A 22,200-nucleotide genomic window follows, 5' to 3' on the forward strand; every position below is an offset into this window, starting at 1 on the left:
GACATGGGGGTGCAATGCACGTCAGATGAGCAGTATTGCCGACGATCGGCCACATTGGGCACGATTGCCGACGATTATTGAGCGCGATTGCTAACGATTTTTGTGTAGTATAGGGCGGAAAGTGACAGCATGGCCATCGACCGCATATCACGATGGCCGCCTATGATACGGTGGATTGGACAGCGTATGGGCAGGTGCTCGGACGATTTGTGCAAGCGCAGCAGGCGTTGCCCATCCGGTTGCATGCCTTGGGTCTTTTTCCTGAGACAGGGGTGGTGTTCCTTGCACCACGGGTTACGGCATCCCTGCTCACCCTCCATACCACACTTTTGGCAGCCTGTGCATCGGTGGAGGATGCGCCTCTCGCCTATGCCCACCATTTGGGTGTGAACACATGGATGCCGCATTGTACGCTCGCACGAGGACAAACACTATCGCAGGCGACGTCGATTGTTGCGACGTGTAGTCGTCACTGGCAAGCGATTGATGGCATGATTGACGGGATTGGCATCCTGATTCCGCCTGCGGTGATCGACGTGGCGCAATACCCCTTTGTACCCATGCCGCACCAGATGCAGGAATAACGCATCACCATCCTGCGCGTTGCCATGGCGTGAGAGGGCGGTGAATCGGTGTGGGCCGTGATCATCCCAGCTGATCACAAACCCCTGCAAAGGACTTGCACGGGGGGAGTGAACAGGGTCAGTGAACACCCAAACGGGCAAATCGAAGCCCGAAACGGGGATACGGAGCTAACGACGATTGCACTTTGGTGGGGGGTATGCTGTCGCCGTTTGACCCACCAGCAAGGGCTAAAGCCTGCTGCGCTGCGCTTGCACTGGTGTTCCATCCGTCGCCATCAACCCCCCACCAAAGTGCAGCCGCCCTGCGGGGCGGCAGGCGCGGCGGCTGCGCCGCGCCACCGTGGGAAATCCCATCGTCCCGGTGCTGCCTATCTCACCTCGCTTCGCGAGCGCCTGCGGCGGTTCTGACGAACGTTGCGATGGACGGCTTAACGCACGCTGGACTCATGGCTGCGCAGCCCCGTTGGGCGACCTACGGTCGGCTTGCTTCGCAACCGCTGCTTGGGGTTCGTCGCGGGGACGCTCCTCACCCGATTTCCCACGGTGGCGCGGCGACGTGCGCTTCAACTCTCAACACATCGAGCCATCACCCAGGGTGTGCAATCACCATAGATTGAGCCATCACCAGGGCGCACTCTGCCTTGCCGCGTCTGCCGCCGTCGCTTCCGCGTGGGAGGTCAGGCCACGCCAACGCCCCTGCACGGCATGGAATCCCCAACGATGATCTGATTAACCAGTGTATCCAGTTCCAACCAGCAAGCTAGAGCGATAGCCGTGCGAGGGCTTATGCCGTGACCCTTCCCGGACGTTTTTAACAGGGCTTCGCGTGGAATGGTCAGTGAAGGCGCGAGAATCTCCGAGAATGAAAAAACACCGCATTATCCACCTGAGGGCACACTAGGAGGCTTCTCAGTGAATCTCTGAGGTTCACTTAAGAGGATTGAATCGGGGCTATCGATGCCTCGATAAGGCGAGACAGAGGATTGTAGAAGTCTCTATTTGAGGAACGCAGAGAACCTATTAAGCCGTGCAAAACGTGTTTTATACTCTGTAATGAATGCGTTTCAATACGTTTCAATACGTTTCAGGTAATTATCGGATACTTGACAAAATGCGTTTCAATTCGTTACAATTCGTTTCACATGGTTACAGGAGGAATAAACCCAATGACAACCCATGCATCAGCGACGATTGACACCGCAACCACGCCCCGCCGTGATCCGTTGACGGTCTACCAATATATGCTCACAGGCCAACCCCTTAAGGACAACAATGCCCAATTGCCTCAAACCGTGGAGGTCAAAGGTCAACCAATGACCGCGATTGGGATTGATCCCGGCAATGGGGAAATGAAAGCAGCGATGATGGGCCTTGATGGACGGCTCGTGACTGTCCAAATCGTGTCAGCCTACCGGATTGCCGTCACGTTGGGCGGTGGTAAAAGCCCGACCACCTACACCGTGAACGGTGGCCCTGCGTTTTGGATTGGCCGTGACGCGGTGCAAATGAAGGGTGACGCACTTCCCATCGGCCCAACCGCGGTGCGTTTAGAAGATCCGCGCCAGATTGACTTCTATGCCGCTGGGGTGGTTGAACTCTTGATCAAAGCGCACTGCGCCCCAGGCCAATACACCCTCGCCACAGGGTTAGCATTGCCAAACATGGAGATGCAAGCCCAAGTCAAGAAGAATGAGTCAGGGGAAGAGGTGGAAGTCTTTGGTGTGGTTCCCGAAACCAAACAGGCGATTAAGGATCACATTTATGGGAAAACCTACCATGTGAATCGCACGGATGAGGATGGGGACGTGACCAACTGGCAGATCACCTTTGGCCAAGTCTATACCCAAGCCCAGAGCTATGGAACCTTCATGGCGTTGACCCATACCATCTTCGGCACGCGCCGCACGGATGGTATTCAAGAGTACGCCATCATTGATATGGGCCGTGGTGACACCCACGAAACCTTGATTCAACTCTCGCCAACCTTCCGCATGATGACCAAGCGCACAGGCGAGGGCACGATCAAGCAAGCCCGCGCCGTTGCCCGCGCCTTGGCTGAGTTTGATTTGAATGATGCCCAAGCCCAAGAAGCCTTGATCACGCGCAGTATTCTGGATGGGGGACGGCCCAAATCGATTAATCATGTCGTCGATAAAGTGGTAGAGCGCGAAACCCAAGAAATGCTCAGCCGCTTGCTACCAGCGCTGCGCAACCGGAATGCCTTCATTGCCTTCACAGGTGGCGGAACGAAAGACGCGACCACGCTGCAAATGATTAACGACCGCATGGACAGCGTAGGGCGCTCAACCGAGAGCTTTGTGATTGTGCATCCCGAAGTCGCCAGTGTCTTGAACGCGGTCGGAACTTTGTTAAAAGTCTTATTTACCGAGCTTGCACGAAAGGGACGATAAATGACAACGACCCCCAAATCGATCCGCGTCGGCGAGCGGAGTATGCAGGTGCTCGATGCCCTGCGGGTTCAGCTTGCCGATCAATATACGAGTGATTCCGCGATTTTGAGTGAAGCCGCCCGCCGTGGCTTACTCGTGATGGCGGTGGAAGCCTGGCATGCCGAGGCGGGTCAATATGGGGGACACAGCCCGAAGGAGCTTGCACGGGTGTTGCGTCACGAGCTGACTGCGGTGTTCAACTTTCTGTTGGAGCAGGACGAATTGCCGCCGATGTTGCGGATTGCGCCTGCTCCAGCAAGTATTGTTGCCGTGCCCATGATGACCACAGCGGAGCCAGTCACTGTGACTGAACCCACGGTTGCGACGGTGGAAATTGATACCAGTGTGATGGATTTGATGCAACTTGCAGGGCAAGACGAGGAGTGGGATTGAGGGATGTTTTCGGATTTGACCATCCTGCTATAATAAGGCAACGAAAATCCCCGCACCACTAAGCGTCAACCCGTGGCCGGGGGATGGACGACCTACAACAACTAGGCCGCCGACCGCAATAATACCATGCGGGACGGCCCCAGCAAAGAAAGGGGCATCGTGTGGATGCACAAGATACGCTGTTGAATCAGGCAGGCGCGGCTGGGAGTACGCTCACCACGGCTGTTGCCACCTTCCCTTCATCAACTCCAACCCAAACTCTTGCTCAAGAACCTGTCCGCCGCACGCCTGCCCGACCCAAACGAACGCCACATTTTAATACCACGGTCGTTTCGAGTGGGATGTATTGGGTGTTTGAAGTCATGGTTGCCGTTGGACTCATGGCCATTGCAGGCTTACTGTGGTATTGGGACGGGGCATTTACCATTAGCTTTATTGCGAAACAATCCACTGCCTTTGCCCAGTGGGGCATCTGGCAATGGACGATTCCGGTCTTTTTTACCGCTGTGACGCTTGGCGCATGGCCACGCAAAGAGATTCGCACCCGATCACACGAGCTGCGTGCGAAGTGGGGCGATACCCACGCCGATGCTGACTATGAGCGCTACGAGAGTATCCGTAAAGAGATTCGGGTACGATGGGCCATGGTGTCGATTGTCGTCCTCGTTAATATTGGCACCTCGTTCTCAGGATTAGTGTTGTGGCTGGCGAATCGCACGGTTGATCTCTTCTTGGGCTGGACGTTTCCTGATACGGGGTGGGGATTGTATGCGCCTGCGACCGTTATCGGTATCATTCTTGCCTTTGGGCCAGAGAAGATTGGCCGTTGGGCCATGAGTCAATTAATGAAATTGTTTGGGCAGTTGTAATCGTCTCATCCACGTGAGGTTTATATGGGTGTAGGAACGACATTACTCTTAGTCACCATCGCCTTTGCCGTCATTGGATGGTATAAGGGGCGTGCGTGGTGGACGCTGTACCGAACATTTCGCGCATGGGAACAACAATATCGGCAAGGGGTTCCCGTTGCTGCGATTACCGTGCCCATGCCACCATTCCCCAAGCAGGTGTCTATTCAGCCAACGGCGATCAACAACAGCGTCAATCATCTGAAAAGCTTTGATTTTCCAGCGCCAACCGACATGACGATCTTGGATGGCGCGGCACGGGCATTAAAGAATCCCCCATCGGACTTGCGGATTTCGATTGCTGAGCTTGATCGGCGTTCAACGCAAGCCCGTTATGGGTTTCCCTTGGGATGGTTTGCGGGGGCTGCGAATCCTGCGCTTGTTTCAGCCGCCTTTGTGGGCGATGTCAACCATATTTTGGTGACGGGGCTAACCGACTCAGGCAAAGATAATATGGTGATTAGCTGGCTCTTGGCCTTAGCCTATCGCTACCGCCCCGAACAAGTGCAAATTGCCTTTGTCGATGGAAAGAACGGCTTGTCACTGAACGGCTGGCACACCAAACAACATACCTTCTTGTTTGCCAAATCTGGTGATCAGTTGGCAGGGGCGATGGAAGCCCTCGTCGCTGAGCGCAAACGCCGCGAACAAATTTTGTGGGATGCCCAGTGCGAAAAGTGGGAAGAATATCCTGGCAGCGATATGCCCTTGTTGATCGTCTATGTTTCAGAGTTGATGTTGCTTCAGAGTGCGGTTGGCAAAACCAGCCTTGGTGATTGGCTTAACGAGGAATTATCAGGGTGTCGCTCGGCAGGGATTCGCTACATTATCGGGACGCAGAATGCGACCAAACTCGATACCCGCTGGCGCAGCCAAATCGGCTTGCATGTCGCGGGGTATCAACAGTCGCAAGATGGCGATGAACCCAATACGGGCTTATCGCCCAAAGCATTACGCGCTTTAGGGACAACGCCCGCCAATATTGTCGTTGGCGTGCCCCCATCCGAATTGCCTGTTCCTCCGAGTGGGGCTGGGGTCTTTACCTTGGTTCAAGGGCGGCGGGTTTTAACGGTGCGAGCACCCTATGTGGATCGTGCGCAGCGATTGTGGTGGTTGCAACAATTGCCTGACCGTGCTGACACCCAAGAACTGTTGCATCAGTTTAAGCAAACGACGATGGTGGGCATGCCACGCTTTCAACCAAGTGAGGCGGTGTTGCCAAATGATCTTGTTGAGGCCCAGCCTGTGATTGCGTTTGCGGCGGTGCAAGAATCATCCCACGACCAAGGCTATGATGCATCGGCACTTGCTGATGTCTTAGCCAGTCTTCGCCAGCGTGATTTAGCAATGAACGAGGTGTTTATTGCTGCCTGTGTTGCTGCTTATAAACGCCATAAGAGCTACAGTGGAGTCATTCGTGAGTTTTGGGGTTCCTACTCTGGCGGTAAGGAGCAAGCTGTCAAGGATGCGCTGGCTAATGCTGATCGGAAGGGTGGAGAAGCTCCAATCCTATCACCAATGGCATCGGCTGCGTAACTATGTACCAACCGCACCGTCCGGACAGAGCAGTAGCACGCAGCCTATTTTGAGCGTGAGCGGCATTCCATCAGTAGCACTATCGGCTATTGAAGGGATTGATCCCGACGAGGTTCAAAAGATTGTTAAGGCTACCCCAAACTACTCATCACGCCGCGTATTGTGTCAAGCCTTATTTGGCTTAAGCGGTGGCGCTCCCTATAACAAAGTGAAGCTGGTGTGTGATGCACTTGGGTTGCTCAATGGGAATCAACCACTGCAACAGGCTGCCTAATAAATAGATATACACGAGCCATTAAAGAGGTATGAAATTAATTTTATGCAACGTACTTCCAAATAGGAGGTACGTTGTATTTTTTACAACTATGCCTTAAGTAATGGATTACAGGATACTTTATCTTGATTTTCCCAATTATAATGTGTTAGGATTATCGTTGTTATGGTAGGACTTGCTTATGGTAATTCTATATTTCTATAGGGGGCAAGTTTGAATAGAGAATATGAAACTCAATGGGATGGAATCGTTTATATCCACAACGATCAACACAGAGATGGTAAAGGTACTAAGTCACAGTGGACTATTTCAAAATCGGAAGAGCTATGTTGCTTTGAACATGCGGCAAGGCTCCTTTTTATTGAAAAGCTAGGTTTGGAAAATACTAGTGAAGGCTGGGGATTGTATCTTATTGATGAACAAGTTGAATATTTAGGAAATTCGTCCACGGAAGGATCGAAATCTTTGAGATTTTTTATTGCTAAATTTGTAGATGGAAATGAAAATGGTAAGTGGCATGGATACCCTGCTGGTCCTGGTGGTAGATCCCAAGATATTCCACCAGGAGATGTGTTACTCTACTGGGTCGGCATGAACTATCTACGACCTGGAGCAATGCGAAAAATAGTAAAAAACCAATACACTAAACCGTGATACTGTTTATATAGGTACTTTTTGAATAACATAATTACAGTGAGTCTTTGTCACAGTAATCATAATAGAGGGAAAATTTTCCTCTACCTGAAGGATAAATTATGAAAGCTATAACTATGACGATTCAAGGTGAATTTTATGATAGCTATATATATGCTGGATTATTATATTTATGGACGCTAGACGGAGAAATTGTTACCATTAATTGGAATAAACTTATCAAATCTGTAAGCGAGTCACAGCCAGATGAGCTACAGTTTGCAACACACTGTGCATTCAATAAAGGCAGTTATTTATATCAAAATGAGTGGATGCTGTTTCGTAAAGATATTGAAATGGTGGGCAGGTTACATGATAGATTTACTACACTTGCATCTACGCCAATAGAATTTGATTCATTTTATAATGATATGTCCAAATTTATTCAATCAAGAGCTAATAATAGTTTTCTTTTCCCTCATGCTGATATACTATTATTTCACGATAATATATTTGTCGGTAATAATAAAGGAATTGAATCTGTAAAAAGAACTTCTATTAATCGTAATTTAAAACATGATAATAATAAAAAAATAAGTGATATTCCAGTATTTAGCCTATCTGCTAATAATTACTTAATTGCTATGGCATCTGGGGAAGATGGTATGTATGAGTATAATATTCAGGATACAGAAAATAAAGACGTGATTCAGCGATCAGAGAATGAATGTTTTTTTGTGCGTTGGATCTATACAAGTATCTTTGGATCATCACACGAAAAAGGATATATTGCTGACTTTGCCCCAGATAATGATGCTAAACAACTTGCTCAATCGATTTCTACTAGAACTGAGATAAGCGAATCACAAGAAACTTTACTTGTGACTTTACCTAAGTTAGAAAGGATTTCAACTACCCACCAAGATCATCTTGAGACACCAAATAGCACACCTAAAAAAAGGAAAGCTCCTAGAAAGTTTAAGAATTTTATATATTCTGCTAATTTATTTGAAAATTCAGACGAACAAGATCGATATGTTTGGGGATCTCATGATAAAATCTGTTTAATCAATAAAGATAATATTTATGTAATTAAGTATAATCCAAATCTATCAAATAGGTATAAACCTATGGGACGTATAAATATTACCAAAAGTGGTTTAAATATACATGAGCTTGGCGATATTGTTAGCTGTGATAGTAGCTACTTTGGTTATATAATTGAATTTGATGAAGGATTAGTAATTATTAATGGTAATGAAGAATTCATGGTTTTGAATGGTGAACCTGTTAATTGGCGTGTTTTCCCAGACTCAAGAGATTATTTAAATCAAATGCACGTTATCTATGATGACTGTATAAAAATATTGTCGTTTTATGATGATTATTTTATTAATCAAAATGCAAAGATTGCTGGATTGAGTAAGCAAGTTTAACCCTTTAATTTTTTACTTGATTATCAAAATAATAATTTTTTCCAGTATCCTTAAAGATGATGGAGTTATTTATGAGCCAACGCCTTGTCGTCGTTGGACAACACATCTGTCAAATGCCCATACCATACTAAGTCAATAGGTGGGTAACATATACCGATCACTCGTGTTGGCAGAGCGTTTTTATGCCATTACAGTGGCATAAAAACGTATCAACGATGATGGGAAAGCTGCATATTCTTGGGCAATACTGCCATGGTGAACGATCGGTATGTGCTACCAAGGCAATGGCTTAGCGTGCCCATACACACGATCACGATCATCTGCCGCTGGTGTGGAATGAAGTCACCATCCAGAGCTGCCTAGGGCGAATGCCGACCTTATACAGCCGTGTCTGTGCCGAAGCCGCCCGCAGCGACTATGACCGCCAACGCAAAGTGCCCTAACGAGCCAACAACGTCACAAGGTTGGAAGTCGATGCACTTTTCCAGTTATCGTGACTCATGGAATATTGTCAGACCTCGCAGCATCAATAATGAGTTCCATATCCTACCTTAATAAGTTCTTGGGTATAGTCGAACCTCATATCTACATGATGTTTATTAACAGGGATAATCGATAAGAACGTACATACAGTACGTGTTATTCCTATTCATAACCTTCTACAGTACAAATACCCGTACAGAAAGTACGGATAGTTTTATCGTAGAAGGTTATGCGCTATAAAACTGCCCGCTCACTCTTTGGACAACGCCTTAAAGCATTGCGGATTGAACACCACCTAACCCAAGAACAACTTGCTGAGCAAATTGGAAAAACAACCGAACATATCAGTTTTCTTGAACGTGGTGAGCGCTCACCATCGTTTGAAGTATTATTTGATCTTGCCCACGTATTTCAAATATCGTTGTCGTATCTCGTTGATATCGATCTTGGAATTGCTACTGATGCAAGCGCAATTTTAACAGCAGGCACTGTTGATGCTGATCAGGTGCTTGCCCTCCCACAGGCAGTCACAACGCATGTCGAGCGGAGCAGCGATCTAGACCGTCTTGAGCGTGCATTTGCAGGCATTCGAGATATGCAACGCCTTGCGAATGATTATGGCATTAATGATATTTTGCAAGATAATGGTGGGAAGGTATTGCAGGTCTTGATTCTTCTTGGGCTGCGAATTTCGCCTGGCCGCGAGGGGAATGATGCGATTGATGCAGAGGGTAATGAGTACGAATTAAAAACGGTTAATCGTGCACTTCGAAAAGGTGCGGGAATTACAACGCATCATCATTTGAATCGTGACATTATCGCGAAATATCGTGCGGTAAAGGCATGGTATATAGCGATTTATGAAGGAATTGAATTAATCGAAATTTATAAGGTCCCTTCAGCGCTTTTAGAACCGCTTTTTACAACATGGGAACAAAAAATTGATCAATCAGGACCGATAAACAACCCAAAGATTCCTATTCGGTATGTCCATCAAGGAGAGCGTGTCTATCCAATAGAACCAACGCTCCCACAACAAACGTCACTATCGTTATCATCTGATTGATCTGGCTATGCTACATCCAATCGTGTTTGATGAAGCTGGTCAAGGTGGATTGGATGGGTTGTTGACTGCAACGTATCATACATCGCCGCAGCCTCTGCTAGCGGGGCATGACTTAAAAACCGAAAGGCAGAGGCTGCCAGATACGCACGATTCTCTTCAAAAGAGAGCCATGTGCGGTTTGTGGCCTCTGCTGCTGCCCCTGTAGTATTCGATCCAGCAAAAATATCAACCACAAGATCGCCAGGATTTGTCAGAAACTCAATGAAAAAGGCGGGAAGTTTTTGAGGAAACCGTGCTGGATGTCCCGCGATCCCAGCCGTTTTACATGCACGAAGGTAGTACGAATTACTTTCTGTATTCGCTATTTGGAGAAGATTCGAGGGAATTGCCCCCCCATTATCGGTTCCAAAGTTACTCCCAATTCCATGGCCTGATGGGCGATCTTTCGGGGTGTAATAGCGTGCTGGGTCGGCTTGTAATTGCTTCATGCGATCAGAATAGGGAACAAGGACATTTCGGATATTCGCTTTCGGAAAATCGGTTTTAGAGAGCCACCAAACGGTGTTTACCGCATCTTTTGCGCGAATCTTGCGTTTGTTAACCCATTCAATCGGGGAAGGAAGTTTTGCGGGGTTGTACCAGAAGAACTCTTCTGCTAAATGGAATCCCAATTCATCACAGAGCTTTATAAGTACTCGGTAATTGTAGAGCGAACGAACTGGCCGTTGTCGTTGATAGGCCCCGCCAAGATCAAGGACAAAGCTTCCATCCTCAGTAAGCACCCGATACACTTTTTCTGCAAATGTGCAGAGCCATTCCACATAGGCTGCTTGATCAACGTTGCCATATTGCTTTTCTCGTTGCAATGCAAAGGGAGGCGATGTCATAACGAGATTCACAGAACGATCGGGTAATTCATCTAACAAGATACGTGAATCGCCCACAATTGCTTGGCCAAGCGCTGTTGTATAGAGTGGTACTGTTTGCATGTCCATACGCCTCATTGTTTAGAACTCATGAACTGATAGCGTACCATATTTTTGACGAATTTTTGCGATGTGTAGCGTCCCTCAAAGGATGATTGGTAATTATAGATAGCGCCCCAAACTTCAGAATATATACCAATGCAATGAAGATATGTCATGGCTTCGGAATCGAACACATGTTGGTCTTGCTGTAATGCTTTGTAATCGCTAGTATAGGAAGCGTATCAACGAGGAAAATGATGCATGCTAATGAAGTATATGGGTGGTATGTAGCCGAGTATCTTGGCCGAAGCTGGATGATGATGGACTGAGGAGAGGACTATTTGATCAATTGCGTATTCAATTTGAGGATCTAGCCCTTTGTAGTACAAACATTTTGATGCAGGAAGGAAGTTCATAAATGCAAATGGGTTTTGTGAATGAGATTGCTAAGATCGCCACGATTGATTTGTTTAAACGGAACAAAAAAACTAACGAACTCGAAACAGGAATGTTTGTTGGACGGCCATTTCATCTTGACTACGATCACGCACATTTATTAATTGCGGATGCATGGAAGCAAAAAGCGGGAGGCATTCCTCAAGGGTCATTCTTGCTCGCATATTATGAAAATGAAGAAGCAATTTCCGAGGCGCTACTTTTACGGGTCTTACATCCAACCAAGCTGCCAACTGACAGTGATGTTATTAGTTCGATGGTGGAATATTATAAGGATAACTTAAAGACAGGGGGACGTGATACCCAACTTGACACCTTTACTCGCTATGAATTTAGCTTTTCGGGTGTAGAGTGTCGTATTCTAGGAACGTTCTATTGTGATCCAAGTGGAAAAATCCAGTTTGGTGCTGATGTAGAAAACTTTTATAGTGCCCATAATTATAGTGTAATCAAACCCAATACCGCTATCTTGGAAGCGATTGTTAACTTTCGCGAAGGTGATCATATTCCTGGCAATGCAACCGATGTTGAAATCGGAAAGGTACGTTACAGTTCCAGCCGGAGATTTCAAGATCATCTTGAAACAGTTCCCGTATTTGTTAGTCCCCAAGATTTTCTCGGGAAACGTACTGCACTTTTTGGGATGACGCGCACGGGTAAGTCGAATACGGTCAAAAAGGTTATTCAAGCAACCGTCTTAATGAGTACAAAGGCTGGGGAATCGTTGCCGAGCCAGAGCAGCGACTCAGCAGAGGAAAACCTCAAATCTTTTACAGATGCTAATATGCCCAAGTATCCAGTAGGGCAAATCATTTTCGATATTAATGGTGAATATGCCAACGCAAATATACAAGATCAAGGAACAGCTATCTTTGAGCTGTATAAAGAGCATGTAACGCGCTATAGCGTTTTAAAAAAGAAGGATTTTCACGTTCTCAAAGTGAATTTTTATAGAGATGTTCGTTCGGGATTCGAGCTTGTCCGTAGTCATCTGTCTACGGATACAGCAGACTATGTGAAAAGCCTTCTTTCCATAGACTTAACTCCACCTGAAGATACTAGCGATAAGTCTGCTATGACGCGCTACGCACGCAAAAAAGCTGCGTACCTTTGTTGTTTATATCAAGCCGGATTTGCACTGCCCAAAGGATTTACCGTCACATTCGCAGGAAAAATAGATCTGAATAAATGGGTCAAAGCTGATGGAAGTCTTGATCCTTCAAAGGGGATTACACTTGAAGAGGCAGTCAACTGGTTTTCAACCATCTGGGATCGATATGAAGATCCATTTTTTGCCTCTTATAAAGACGACAAAGGTCATGAATGGGCCGATGAGGATTTGAAAGCCCTATTAGTATTTTTGACTCGGAAACCAAAACCTCGATCTAGTACTATGATTAGTGGATTTCGTAAATTACGGTCTCTTGCTGATAAACATACCGAAACAGCGGGGAAGCCTTTTGAAATGGAGATTATCGACGAATTACGGAAAGGGAGGATTATTATTGTGGATCTGTCGCAGGGCGATCCTGGAACACAAAAATTATATTCTGAGCGGATCTGCCATCAGATTTTTGCGGATGCTATGGATCGGTTTGTGAAAAATCAACCGAATAATTTCATCCAGTTCTATTTCGAGGAGGCGCATAATCTTTTTCCAAAAAAAGATGACAAGGATTTAAGTCAGATTTATAACCGGATTGCCAAAGAAGGGGCGAAATTAAACTTGGGCCTTATCTATGCAACACAAGAAGTCAGCTCTATTAGTAGTAATATCCTTAAAAATACCCAAAACTGGTTCATTGCACATTTAAATAATGATGATGAAATTAAAGAAATTAAAAAATACTATGATTTTGGTGATTTCACGGCGAGTCTTGTCCGATTTAGCGCCAGTAGTGATAAAGGATTCGTGCGGATGAAAACATACTCGAATCCCTTCGTTGTTCCAGTACAAATTGATCGATTTCCGAAGAATGAAGGGGAGTAAGTGATGGGTTATACCAATAAACGGGGTCGTCGTCCCGCTGAATATGCCAGTAAATCAGCTCATAGCCAAGTGATCAAAGATGAAACAATCCAAGCATTTTTAGCGCACTGCGACCTTCCAAAGACTGGTAATCAGATATCATTGGATGCCCAAAACATTATTTCGTATGCACCGAATGTTCCAAATGGAATTCGACACATTATTGCCCTAGATGGAGGATATACGGAAGTCGCAGTTCGTACCGAATTTCCGTCTGCTACAATTTGCTTCTTCCAGTTTGGCGCATTAATTTTTAGTATTCAAGACTTAGAAGACCTCAATGATCAGTCCTTTATTGATCCTGATGATATGGCGAAACTTAAAAATATTCAGCGGCTAAAACTTGTGCTGCCAACCCAAAATATAACCATACAAGGCCAATCATCGCTGACAGACTCTATTCGTACAGCAATCTACGATTTTTTTTGCCAGCCCCTTGATGATAGCAATCTCGTTGCGACGCTCCAATGGTTTCTGTTCCAAGAATATGCAACACCTACCAATCAATGGATTCTTGCGAGCTGCCCTCATTGTTCAGCAACCCATATTCCACTAAGCCGCCAAGCAATGCAACAGCAGGGGAAATTTCAATGTGCGCAATGCCATGGAGAAATCTTAATTACCGATGTTTTTCGACTCCATGAGGCAATTGATGATGATCTTGGTGCTAGCGGAATCGCAGGCTATGTAACGACCCTCCTTGAGCAAATGATTCTTATTCATCTTATTCGGCTGATCCTGAAAACGAAACCAAGCTTATTAAAACAGATTTTATTTATCAAGGATGGGCCATTGGCGTTTTTTGGACAAACTGCCAATATGCATAAACCCATGCGCTCGCTGATGGATTTTCTTTTTACCCATCATGATATTTTTATGGCTGGATTAGAGAAGAGTGGGGCTTTTGTTGAGCATGCCGACGAGATCGCATCAAGGCTTGACCCAGGATCAATCTTGTTACTCAACAATGAGTATATCTACACCTATATCATTCCTGGTAAAGCTGATCCCGCGAATCCATATGGACAGACAACGTACTATGGTAATAAGGTTATTTTCAAAACACTTGGTGAGCAAATCTATGTAGTATCACTCCCAATGGCAGAACTTGTGGCGAACCCTACGATGAGTGATATCAAAAATCTTATGGTGATCTTAACTAATGTTGAAAAACTTAAGTGCGATATGTATGACAACGCGCTCATGCCTGTTGCTCTTGCCAATAAATTAGTATCTCTTTCGAACCATCCTAGTTCTCGTATTTTGCAAAAATTTGCGGTCGAAGCTTTCAAGCACTAATTCTAAATGAAAAGAGATGCTTTGGTGGCACTTAGAAGCGATAGTTTCTATGATCGATAGGATACTCAGTCCACGCTAAGTCAATAGGTGGGTTACACATACCGATCACTCGTGTTGGCAGAGCGTTTTTATCCCATTGTAATAGGATAAAAACGTATTAATGGTGATGAAAAAGCTGCACATCCTTGGGCAATACTGCCATGGTGAACGATCAGTATGTGTTACCAAGGCAATGGCTTAGCGTGCTCAGTCATTACAAGGGCCTGAAAATGCTCATCCAACTTACCAATGGGAGTGATTCGGATGTGAGACTAACCGCAAGATAACGAGTTTTATTGAGTTTGACTAACACACTTGAAATCATTTGACATAAATATAGATTGGTTATATATTCTGTCCATTATCCCTCACGATACTGGAGTTTTCTATGAGCAAACGCCACGTGATCGTTAACCAACACATTCGTCGCATGCCCATGCGCACGATCACGATTATCTGCCGTTGGTGTGGCAATGAAGTGACCATCCAGAGTTACCCAGGGCGAACCCCGACGCTGTGTAGTCGTGCCTGTGCCGAGGCCGCGCGAAAAGACCACGACCGCCAACGGAGAGCCGCCGAACGCGCCAACAAGCCCGCGCCAGTGTCGCCACGAGGCCGAAAGCCGAAGCCACGACCCACACGGTTTGTGCTGTGGCCGTCGCAGGTGGATCGCAGCCTGGACCGATCGCTTGATCGCCAGTTGAAGGCCATGCAGACCAAGGCCAATGGCAGGCAGCTTGTGGCCACGTTGGAGGTACTCCTGCTCGAATACCTGGCCGTGAATGTGCGGTGGGTAATTTTGGAGTGTCTTGTGCGGGAGCCACAGAAATTGGCCGAACGCACTGAGGTTTCATTGAGCATTGATGATCCCAAGCTCGATTATCGGCGGTGGCAGCGCGAGGTGGATTTGATGCGCAGTGAACTTGCAGGGAATGGAAAACTAAATCAGTCCCAGCGCGATCAGCTATGGTCGCTGGCCCGAACGATTGAAAGCAAGGTGGTAGGACGACATGGGCTGAGTGCGGATTGTGAGGACGGATTAACCGGAGCGCAACGAGCGACCGCCGAGCGAGCGCTGGCAGCGGCCTTGGTCAGACTCGAAGGGCTATTGGCTGGTGCTGAATCAAAATAATATTTATTTTGTCCAGTATCCCTCACGATAGTGGACGATCTTTTTTAATCACCATGCCACGGTCACGATTCGAACCTCCAGAACCGCGCCACGAGCTATGCCAGCCGATAAATGACATTCCCTTACCTCGTGAAATCCCATTGGCCACATCATTCTATTGTGGTGGCGGGTATTCTTCCAGTGCTCTGCACGCCACTTCGCAAGCCAATGCCACCCCACGCTTTGATTGATTCCCGCAACCCCAGCTATATTCACGAACCTGCCGCATCCGCGAACTGTCGTGCGCCGCGAGCTATTCGTGCTACCTCGCTAGGCATGCTGTTCCTTACTTCTCCGTGCCAACTGACCCACCGTCATGCGCCCCGCAAGCGAGCCATAATCACCAAATGCTCATACTCTCTTTTGGGTGGTTATCAGATGGTGGCCCCTACGCGGCAGTTATGTGGTTGGCATTCAAACCCACACGGCAGAACTGGCACGACCGTGGCAATCGGCGTTTTGACACAGGCGATGGCCGCCCTGCGGGCAGCCGACCGACCGACCGACGTGGCAAGCACGCGGGTCAGTCAATCGGCTGTTCCGGCCAGTGTGTCGCCCGCGTCAAAACAAGCACGCGCCGATTGCGTGGAAGCCGAACACGTGGAGACAAAGCGGAAGCGAATCAATGGGGCAGCCTTCCCTTCTCTCCCTCCATGGCAATCAGCGCCATGAAGCGCACCGCACCCCGTACAAGCCCATACAGCGCGTCACAGCCCCCACGAAACGACCCCAACGAGCCAACGCCAAGCCTGAAAATCGAGGCGCTGAATTGGTCGGAATTGGTCGTTTTAGGGCATCAGAAAGCGAAGAAAAGCATTGACAAAATGGGTTAAATTATATATAATATAGTCAAGAAATCAAGAACGGTAGCGAGTGTACCAGCGCCGATGCCGTCTAGCACAAAGGGAGCCAACCTATGAACACCCCGATTGATACCACCATCGACGTAGCGATTTTGAGCGATGCCGAGTTAGCAGCTCGTGAGGCGGCCATTAAGGCCCACATTGACCACTTGAAAGGCTATTTGTGGGAAATCGACGTAGAGCGTTGGAGCCGCAATGAGTTCCCCATGCCCGCGAGTGTTCCCGTGATGGCTGAGTACGAATACGCTGCCTAAGTTGGAATGGAATGGAGAGCCACGAGCGGCCAGCCTTGGCCGCTCGCAGGAGTGAGAGGGGAAGCCCCATGCAACCAACCACCAGCCAAATGGACTTGTTCAGCTACAGCGCCACCGCCCCCGTGATTGTCCAACCCGTCGCCACGCCGTAACCAGCCGCACCGCGTCCAACGGAGCGCACGATCCACGCGAGCCGCTGGATGGGAGTGAGCGTGGTACGCGCGGCCTTCACCAAGCCGAACAGCACCATGGTGCATCTGGTGGTTGGCGAAGCGTGCTACCACTTTGGCGCACGCGAATTGCGCCGTTTGTTGGAAGATGTCGCTGATACCCATACCATCCAGATGAGCGCCGACCCCAAGGGGGAGGCGATCCACATCCAGATCCGCGACGCAGCCCAGCGGATCTATAGCACGATGCGCATTAAGCATGGCGCTTGGCATCGTGAACCCCGCACGCTAAGCCACGACATGATCATGTCGTGGCTTAGCGTGAACCCCGCACGAAGGTTCCTGCCAAGCGGCAGCGCTGGATCATGGGCGATGCAGCGTACACCGCCGCGCATGAAACCGCCGAGCGCGACCGTGCCAAGAAAACCACGGCCCAAACTGTCCGCGTGGTGGTGTATCAGCAGGATTAACAATCCCCGACCGAAGGCAAAGCCGACGCGGCAGCGAATAGACCAGCGTTCGCGCCGCGTGCTATGAAGGAGCCAACCTATGAACAGCCCAATCCGCCCAGCATTCGATGTCGGTCGCGTCCTCTTAACCCGTGGCATCGATGCGCTGAACATTCCAAAATATGATCTGCTTTGGTTACTTCGGCAGCATGTGTGCTGTCAATGGCAAATGGAAGCCGAGGATATCCACGCGAACATGGAGGCGATTAAGCAGGGTTATCGCGTGTTTGGAAGTCTGGTGTTTGACAGGATCACCATTTGGGTGATTACCGAAGCCGACCGCGCAAGCACAACAATCCTATTACCTGACGAATACTAGAAAAGCGTGTTTTAGGGCATAAAAAAGGGAAAAAAGGGATTGACGAAATGGGGAAAATAATATATAATAAATAGGAAGTCAAGAACGGCAGTGCGTGTACCAGCGCCACTGCCGCTGAGCACAAGGGAACCACGCTATGAACACCAAACGCACGACCAGCTTAACCGCCGACGAACGCCAAGCCCGTGATGAAGCTCGCCGCAGCCAGCTTGATAGCGCCTTAATGGAGGGTGTCCAAGCGATTTTGGATAGCGACAGCTTTAAAGCAGCCCTCGCGGCCAATGCCAAGTTTCACACCTATAGCGCGAATAATGCGATGCTGATCTGGTCGCAAAACCCCGCTGCCGAACGGGTGGCAGGCTTTCATACCTGGAAAAAACTAGGGCGAACGGTGAAAAAGGGGGAAAAGGGCATCATGATCTACGCCCCGCGCGTTGCCACAAAAATCGACGCAGCCACGGGCGACGAGCAAACCCATGTGTATTTTGGGATTGAACATGTCTTTGACATCAGCCAAACCGAGGGCGACGACATCCCCTCGTTGGAGTGTCCATTGCTCACTGAGGAACGCGGCCACGACATCTATGATCGCTTGGTTGCCTATGCGACCCGCGACGGCTTGACCGTCAGCAGCGACGCAGCCCACGAATTGAGCGAGGCCATGGGCTACTATTCCGCCGTGTCAAAACGCATTTGGATACGGCCCGCTGCCAAGGCGCAAATGCTCAAGACCCTCATTCATGAGGTTGCCCATCACTTAACCGAGGGCAAGCACACCCGCGAGGCCCATGAAACCATCGCGGAAGGAGTCGCGTTTCAGGTCTGCGCGTGTTTGGGGATTGACAGCGGCGAGCGCTCATTCCCCTATATCGCCGGATGGGCAGCCAGTGAGGGAGGGACGGCCTTAATCAAGCAGGTCTTAGGCCATATCCAAGTCATTACCAAGCAGATCATGGCGATAGTGGACCCAGCGGAGGAGGCGAGCGAGGGAGCGCCCGAACCACCGCCCCCCGCCGTTGCCGCTGCCAAGCGCCGCCGCTCAACCACCGTGATGGCCGCCTAACGAGAGAAAGAATTGGTAGCGGCACAAGGCCGCTACCAATCAGGAAGGAGATCCAAGCATGTCAAACGATGCACAAATCGCCACGCTGTATCAGACCATCGCCGCGCTTGATGCGCAGATTGCCAGCCTGAACACTGAGCGCGAGCAGGCCCGAACGATCTTAAGCAGCCTGATCGAATCCGCAGGAGGCAAGGTCGTGCTTGACGGCATTGCGACGCTCGAAATAACGCGCCCGACCGTGATTGCGAGCTATGATCGGGCAGGATTGGACGATCTGGTGCGGAAATTGGTCGCCAATGGGCGTGGCGGGATTGCGGAAATGATCGCAAAGCAGCGCAAAGAACACCACCGCGCAGGGAGTCTCAGGATTACCAAGGTGAAGGCAACGACGGTCGAAACAGCCGCTTAAAACAATGCGCTGGCGGTGTAACCAGCACCGCCAGCGCGTGTTTAGTACCCAAAGGGAACCAAACTATGAACGCCTTAATTCTACCCGAAGCCGAGCGCATGCGTCAAGCGCTCTATGCCCAGATCGCCACGACCACCAGCGCCCGCGACCTGCATGCGCTGGCACGTTCCTTGTCGGCGATTGATCGCGCTGTGATCCTGATTACGGCCCAGCACCCCCAGGTCATCGACGACCTCTCCGACGAGATGGTGCAGTGCGTCCTGGTCCACGATGGCACGCGCCGCTACCGCGTGACGGTTGGCCACCACCCCTCAGGGGTCGCATGGGCGTGTCACTGTTCGTATCGCCAACGTGGCTATAAGGGGACATGTGTGCATATGCTGGCCGTCTCGCTCTGGTTTGCCGCCGAGCGTGAACGCCAACGCCAAGCCCAATATTATACGGCGCAACAGGTGCTTGGTGTCGCGCTGACGGCCTACGAGGACGCAACAGAGCAGCGCATGAAATGTGAGGAGTGGCTTGCCGAAGCCCACCGCGCGGAGGCCAATGCGTGGCAGGCCGTCTGTGAGCGCCGCGCGGATGTGGCCCGCATTGAGCGGCAGGCTCCCCCGCCGATGATGCCGCGCGAGCGCGAACGCCATGCGGCCTAGCCCACTGCCCGTGCGTCATGGTGGGCATATCCCACCATGACGCAGTCGTTATGAATCGCATGCTTTTGAGGAGGAATTAAGGGATGATACAACCGCATCACCAAGGGAGGCTTGTATGGCCCGACCGACCGACCGAACCTACGCCGATCAGGGCATTCCTGGGCGGGTGAAACAGAGTATCAGCCGCACGACCGGACAACCCGTGACCCTGTATTATGCCGAGCAAGCAGGCATCGAAGCCGATCACCCGTGGGTGGTGGTCTGCGAAACGCATGGGGAGCAGGGGAGTTACCCAACCTTACGCCAAGCGGAGCAGCATATTCCGCTTGGCGATTGGTGTGCCGCATGCATGGCCTCACCCAAGCGAACGATTAAAAAGCGGGAATATACCACGCCACCAAATCCCCACCGAGGACGACGAACGAGTCGTTTTGTTACAGTATCAGGTGATCGGTATATTGCCCTTGGGAAAGAAGCCTATGATCATTTAGGAAACCCTGGATGGATCGACCTCCAGATGAAGGGCAATGAGGTCATTTTGACGGCTGCCGAGGAACCAGAGAAACAGGGGCAAGGGATTCATAAGGTTACGGCAGCAAGCCAGACCAGTGTGTGGTTTGCCGCGATCGCATTTGTAGCTGAACATCAGATTGCGAATGGCAAATACCCGCCGATCTTGAAAGGCAAGACCGTGCGGTTTGTACCAGATCGGACAACTGACCAGGCAATCACTGGAGAAGCGGAGGATGCATAAATTATTATCGACGACCCAAGTGGCCAAACTGTGTAAGCTCTCGCAGCCGATGATTCATCAGGAAATCCTGGCAGGCCGCCTAGTCCCCAGTTTCAAATCAGAAGGCAAGCAGCGCACCCGCTACCTGTTTACGCGCGAGGATGTTCTCGCCTATCAAGCTTGGCGCACGAAAACCTATAACGAGCAGTTTGACCCGCTGCCGGATGAGGAGGAACGCGAATGAATGCCAATCCTATCGGATGGGTGTGTCTCACCATGGCCATAGGCTGTTTGTTCGTAGCAATCATTGCATTGACCATGTATGTGCTGCCTGCGTCCGATCCTCCGCCCTGGTCTCGCACTCTTGCAGCCCGCAGTTTCATGGCCTCGATTGCCTTCATTGGCATCAGCATTCCCATGTGGATCGAGCCAGCCGCCGCTGCGCGATTTGAATTCTGGGTGCTGCATAGCCAGCGGCCCATCACGGGGCCAGCGCTGGGGTGTTTCATCCTTGCGGTTATGAGTATCGGTATTGCGGTTGGGGCAAGCATCGCTGGGGTGTTCAGCAAGTCGATCTGGATCGGGCGATGGCAAACCGCAGCTCGCTCTGCCCGCAGGGCTGCCGTCATGTTTTTGGTGCTGCATGTGGTGGTGTGGAATCTCGCCTCATAGGGAGACGCTGATGAAGGATGGGTTGATCATGCTCATCACAGGGCTATTTGGTGGGTGCGTGCTTGGCGCAGGAGTCGCCACGATCATGCAGTATCTCGTCCCGCTGGAGCGCGTGCTGTGGTTCCGCCATGCATCATTCTGGCTGCTCCGCGCCGCGACCGTTGCCTTGGTCGTGCTGGTTGGAATCAGATTGTTGGGCTAGCACCCACGCCCAGCTATGGGTATACTAGACACCAGTGATGTGAAAGGAATCGCTATGCCAGACGCATTAACCCTCCATCGGGGGTTTATCCAAATGATGATTGAATCGCCAGACCCCTGTTTGGGCTTGGGGATGCTGCTCTGTGGGGGCGTGCGCACGGGCTATGTGGTGATGCGCCCTGCCACGCCGATTCCCGCTCGCGTGACCAATCAGGGCTTTCGTTTTGGCCACGCCATGCTGGGCGATCCGCAGGATCAGGTGATGCTGATGAGTTTGCAGTTTTATGGCGCAACGACCTATCACGGCCTCGTCAATCCGAGCAATCGGGTCGCCTTGGCGGTGATTGATCAGATGCTGGCCATGCGCGATTACTTTTTCATGGTGCTTGACCCCAAGGCAGGGTTGACGGTGTTTCGGTCGCAAGGCGAAGAAGCCAATTTGGTGGGCTTGCGCAGCAATCGCGAAACCTTCCCGACCGCCCAATGCTCGCCCGCCGCCTATACGCGGATGGTGACGATCTTTCGCAAGAATCCCACTCCACCAGGCGAGGTGTTGACCTGGATTGACACCGAGGATCGGCGCATGCTCGATGTCATGAACGACCCATTGGAGCTTCAGGGGAGCTAACCCA

21 protein-coding genes are annotated in these 22,200 nt (G+C 49.8%); 20 read left to right on the forward strand and 1 reads right to left on the reverse strand.

Annotated elements, in window-relative coordinates:
• Positions 1-146 precede the first annotated feature (146 nt).
• From ABEB26_RS23755 to ABEB26_RS23790, 8 genes are all read left to right on the forward strand, one after another.
• A complete protein-coding gene (locus ABEB26_RS23755; RefSeq protein WP_486348329.1) occupies positions 147-584 on the forward strand; it encodes a 2'-5' RNA ligase family protein in 438 nt (145 codons plus the stop codon).
• A gap of 1,166 nt (positions 585-1,750) precedes the next feature.
• Positions 1,751-2,995 carry a hypothetical protein gene (locus ABEB26_RS23760; protein ID WP_345724578.1) on the forward strand — a complete coding sequence of 415 codons (1,245 nt, stop codon included), beginning with the start codon at positions 1,751-1,753 and terminating at the stop codon, positions 2,993-2,995.
• Complete coding sequence (locus tag ABEB26_RS23765) at positions 2,996-3,427, forward strand: hypothetical protein (protein ID WP_345724579.1); 432 nt, start codon at positions 2,996-2,998, stop codon at positions 3,425-3,427.
• A 161-nt stretch (positions 3,428-3,588) separates the two neighbouring features.
• The gene (locus tag ABEB26_RS23770) at positions 3,589-4,296 is read left to right on the forward strand and encodes a hypothetical protein (protein ID WP_345724580.1); all 708 of its coding nucleotides are present in this window, start codon (positions 3,589-3,591) and stop codon (positions 4,294-4,296) included.
• Between the two features lie 24 nt (positions 4,297-4,320).
• Positions 4,321-5,871, forward strand: a complete 1,551-nt coding sequence (locus ABEB26_RS23775; protein WP_345724581.1) for an FtsK/SpoIIIE domain-containing protein — start codon at positions 4,321-4,323, stop codon at positions 5,869-5,871.
• A gap of 487 nt (positions 5,872-6,358) precedes the next feature.
• Complete coding sequence (locus ABEB26_RS23780) at positions 6,359-6,799, forward strand: hypothetical protein (RefSeq protein WP_345724582.1); 441 nt, start codon at positions 6,359-6,361, stop codon at positions 6,797-6,799.
• 101 nt (positions 6,800-6,900) lie between these two features.
• Positions 6,901-8,214 (forward strand): hypothetical protein, encoded by a 1,314-nt coding sequence (locus ABEB26_RS23785; protein WP_345724583.1) that lies wholly within the window; start codon positions 6,901-6,903, stop codon positions 8,212-8,214.
• A gap of 712 nt (positions 8,215-8,926) precedes the next feature.
• Positions 8,927-9,763 (forward strand): helix-turn-helix domain-containing protein, encoded by an 837-nt coding sequence (locus ABEB26_RS23790; protein WP_345724584.1) that lies wholly within the window; start codon positions 8,927-8,929, stop codon positions 9,761-9,763.
• Positions 9,764-9,768: 5 nt separating this feature from the next.
• Here the strand turns inward: ABEB26_RS23790 and ABEB26_RS23795 are convergent, their stop codons facing one another.
• On the reverse strand, positions 9,769-10,752 hold the full coding sequence (locus tag ABEB26_RS23795; RefSeq protein ID WP_486348328.1) for a DNA-methyltransferase: 984 nt from the start codon (positions 10,750-10,752) through the stop codon (positions 9,769-9,771).
• Positions 10,753-11,149: 397 nt separating this feature from the next.
• On the opposite strand from ABEB26_RS23795, the gene ABEB26_RS23800 reads away from it, so the two are divergent.
• The 12 genes from ABEB26_RS23800 (at position 11,150) to ABEB26_RS23855 (ending at position 22,196) form a co-directional block, all read left to right on the forward strand.
• Positions 11,150-13,177 carry an ATP-binding protein gene (locus ABEB26_RS23800; protein WP_345724586.1) on the forward strand — a complete coding sequence of 676 codons (2,028 nt, stop codon included), beginning with the start codon at positions 11,150-11,152 and terminating at the stop codon, positions 13,175-13,177.
• 3 nt (positions 13,178-13,180) lie between these two features.
• Positions 13,181-14,515 carry a NurA domain-containing protein gene (locus ABEB26_RS23805; RefSeq protein ID WP_345724587.1) on the forward strand — a complete coding sequence of 445 codons (1,335 nt, stop codon included), beginning with the start codon at positions 13,181-13,183 and terminating at the stop codon, positions 14,513-14,515.
• Positions 14,516-14,957: 442 nt separating this feature from the next.
• The gene (locus tag ABEB26_RS23810) at positions 14,958-15,686 is read left to right on the forward strand and encodes a hypothetical protein (protein ID WP_345724588.1); all 729 of its coding nucleotides are present in this window, start codon (positions 14,958-14,960) and stop codon (positions 15,684-15,686) included.
• 955 nt (positions 15,687-16,641) lie between these two features.
• Positions 16,642-16,842, forward strand: a complete 201-nt coding sequence (locus ABEB26_RS23815; RefSeq protein ID WP_345724589.1) for a hypothetical protein — start codon at positions 16,642-16,644, stop codon at positions 16,840-16,842.
• Positions 16,843-17,561: 719 nt separating this feature from the next.
• Positions 17,562-17,840 carry a plasmid related protein gene (locus ABEB26_RS23820; protein WP_345724590.1) on the forward strand — a complete coding sequence of 93 codons (279 nt, stop codon included), beginning with the start codon at positions 17,562-17,564 and terminating at the stop codon, positions 17,838-17,840.
• 136 nt (positions 17,841-17,976) lie between these two features.
• Entirely contained in the window at positions 17,977-18,903 is a 927-nt protein-coding gene (locus ABEB26_RS23825) for an ArdC-like ssDNA-binding domain-containing protein (protein ID WP_345724591.1), read from the forward strand.
• 58 nt (positions 18,904-18,961) lie between these two features.
• Entirely contained in the window at positions 18,962-19,312 is a 351-nt protein-coding gene (locus ABEB26_RS23830; protein ID WP_345724592.1) for a hypothetical protein, read from the forward strand.
• Between the two features lie 65 nt (positions 19,313-19,377).
• Positions 19,378-19,962 carry a hypothetical protein gene (locus ABEB26_RS23835; RefSeq protein ID WP_345724593.1) on the forward strand — a complete coding sequence of 195 codons (585 nt, stop codon included), beginning with the start codon at positions 19,378-19,380 and terminating at the stop codon, positions 19,960-19,962.
• 115 nt (positions 19,963-20,077) lie between these two features.
• On the forward strand, positions 20,078-20,716 hold the full coding sequence (locus tag ABEB26_RS23840; protein ID WP_345724594.1) for a hypothetical protein: 639 nt from the start codon (positions 20,078-20,080) through the stop codon (positions 20,714-20,716).
• Positions 20,709-20,939, forward strand: a complete 231-nt coding sequence (locus tag ABEB26_RS23845) for a helix-turn-helix domain-containing protein (RefSeq protein ID WP_345724595.1) — start codon at positions 20,709-20,711, stop codon at positions 20,937-20,939. The genes ABEB26_RS23840 and ABEB26_RS23845 overlap by 8 nt, the downstream gene beginning before the upstream one ends.
• Positions 20,936-21,367, forward strand: coding sequence for a hypothetical protein (locus ABEB26_RS23850; RefSeq protein WP_345724596.1), 432 nt, complete (start codon positions 20,936-20,938; stop codon positions 21,365-21,367). The genes ABEB26_RS23845 and ABEB26_RS23850 overlap by 4 nt, the downstream gene beginning before the upstream one ends.
• Positions 21,368-21,623: 256 nt before the next feature.
• Entirely contained in the window at positions 21,624-22,196 is a 573-nt protein-coding gene (locus tag ABEB26_RS23855; RefSeq protein WP_345724597.1) for a hypothetical protein, read from the forward strand.
• The last annotated feature ends 4 nt before the right edge of the window (positions 22,197-22,200 follow it).

The sequence above is a fragment of the Herpetosiphon gulosus genome, from assembly GCF_039545135.1.
In the GTDB taxonomy this organism is placed as follows: Bacteria; Chloroflexota; Chloroflexia; order Chloroflexales; family Herpetosiphonaceae; genus Herpetosiphon; species Herpetosiphon gulosus.

What these genes read in the sequence shown, in the direction of transcription:
- ABEB26_RS23760 (WP_345724578.1), top strand. Translation starts at nt 1,751, where the DNA reads ATGACAACCCATGCATCAGCGACGATTGACACCGCAACCACGCCCCGC.
- ABEB26_RS23765 (WP_345724579.1), top strand. Translation starts at nt 2,996, where the DNA reads ATGACAACGACCCCCAAATCGATCCGCGTCGGCGAGCGGAGTATGCAG.
- ABEB26_RS23775 (WP_345724581.1), top strand. Translation starts at nt 4,321, where the DNA reads ATGGGTGTAGGAACGACATTACTCTTAGTCACCATCGCCTTTGCCGTC.
- ABEB26_RS23785 (WP_345724583.1), top strand. Translation starts at nt 6,901, where the DNA reads ATGAAAGCTATAACTATGACGATTCAAGGTGAATTTTATGATAGCTAT.
- ABEB26_RS23790 (WP_345724584.1), top strand. Translation starts at nt 8,927, where the DNA reads ATGCGCTATAAAACTGCCCGCTCACTCTTTGGACAACGCCTTAAAGCA.
- ABEB26_RS23795 (WP_486348328.1), bottom strand. Translation starts at nt 10,752, where the DNA reads ATGCAAACAGTACCACTCTATACAACAGCGCTTGGCCAAGCAATTGTG.
- ABEB26_RS23800 (WP_345724586.1), top strand. Translation starts at nt 11,150, where the DNA reads ATGCAAATGGGTTTTGTGAATGAGATTGCTAAGATCGCCACGATTGAT.
- ABEB26_RS23805 (WP_345724587.1), top strand. Translation starts at nt 13,181, where the DNA reads ATGGGTTATACCAATAAACGGGGTCGTCGTCCCGCTGAATATGCCAGT.
- ABEB26_RS23815 (WP_345724589.1), top strand. Translation starts at nt 16,642, where the DNA reads ATGAACACCCCGATTGATACCACCATCGACGTAGCGATTTTGAGCGAT.
- ABEB26_RS23820 (WP_345724590.1), top strand. Translation starts at nt 17,562, where the DNA reads ATGAACAGCCCAATCCGCCCAGCATTCGATGTCGGTCGCGTCCTCTTA.
- ABEB26_RS23825 (WP_345724591.1), top strand. Translation starts at nt 17,977, where the DNA reads ATGAACACCAAACGCACGACCAGCTTAACCGCCGACGAACGCCAAGCC.
- ABEB26_RS23830 (WP_345724592.1), top strand. Translation starts at nt 18,962, where the DNA reads ATGTCAAACGATGCACAAATCGCCACGCTGTATCAGACCATCGCCGCG.
- ABEB26_RS23835 (WP_345724593.1), top strand. Translation starts at nt 19,378, where the DNA reads ATGAACGCCTTAATTCTACCCGAAGCCGAGCGCATGCGTCAAGCGCTC.
- ABEB26_RS23840 (WP_345724594.1), top strand. Translation starts at nt 20,078, where the DNA reads ATGGCCCGACCGACCGACCGAACCTACGCCGATCAGGGCATTCCTGGG.
- ABEB26_RS23845 (WP_345724595.1), top strand. Translation starts at nt 20,709, where the DNA reads ATGCATAAATTATTATCGACGACCCAAGTGGCCAAACTGTGTAAGCTC.
- ABEB26_RS23850 (WP_345724596.1), top strand. Translation starts at nt 20,936, where the DNA reads ATGAATGCCAATCCTATCGGATGGGTGTGTCTCACCATGGCCATAGGC.
- ABEB26_RS23855 (WP_345724597.1), top strand. Translation starts at nt 21,624, where the DNA reads ATGCCAGACGCATTAACCCTCCATCGGGGGTTTATCCAAATGATGATT.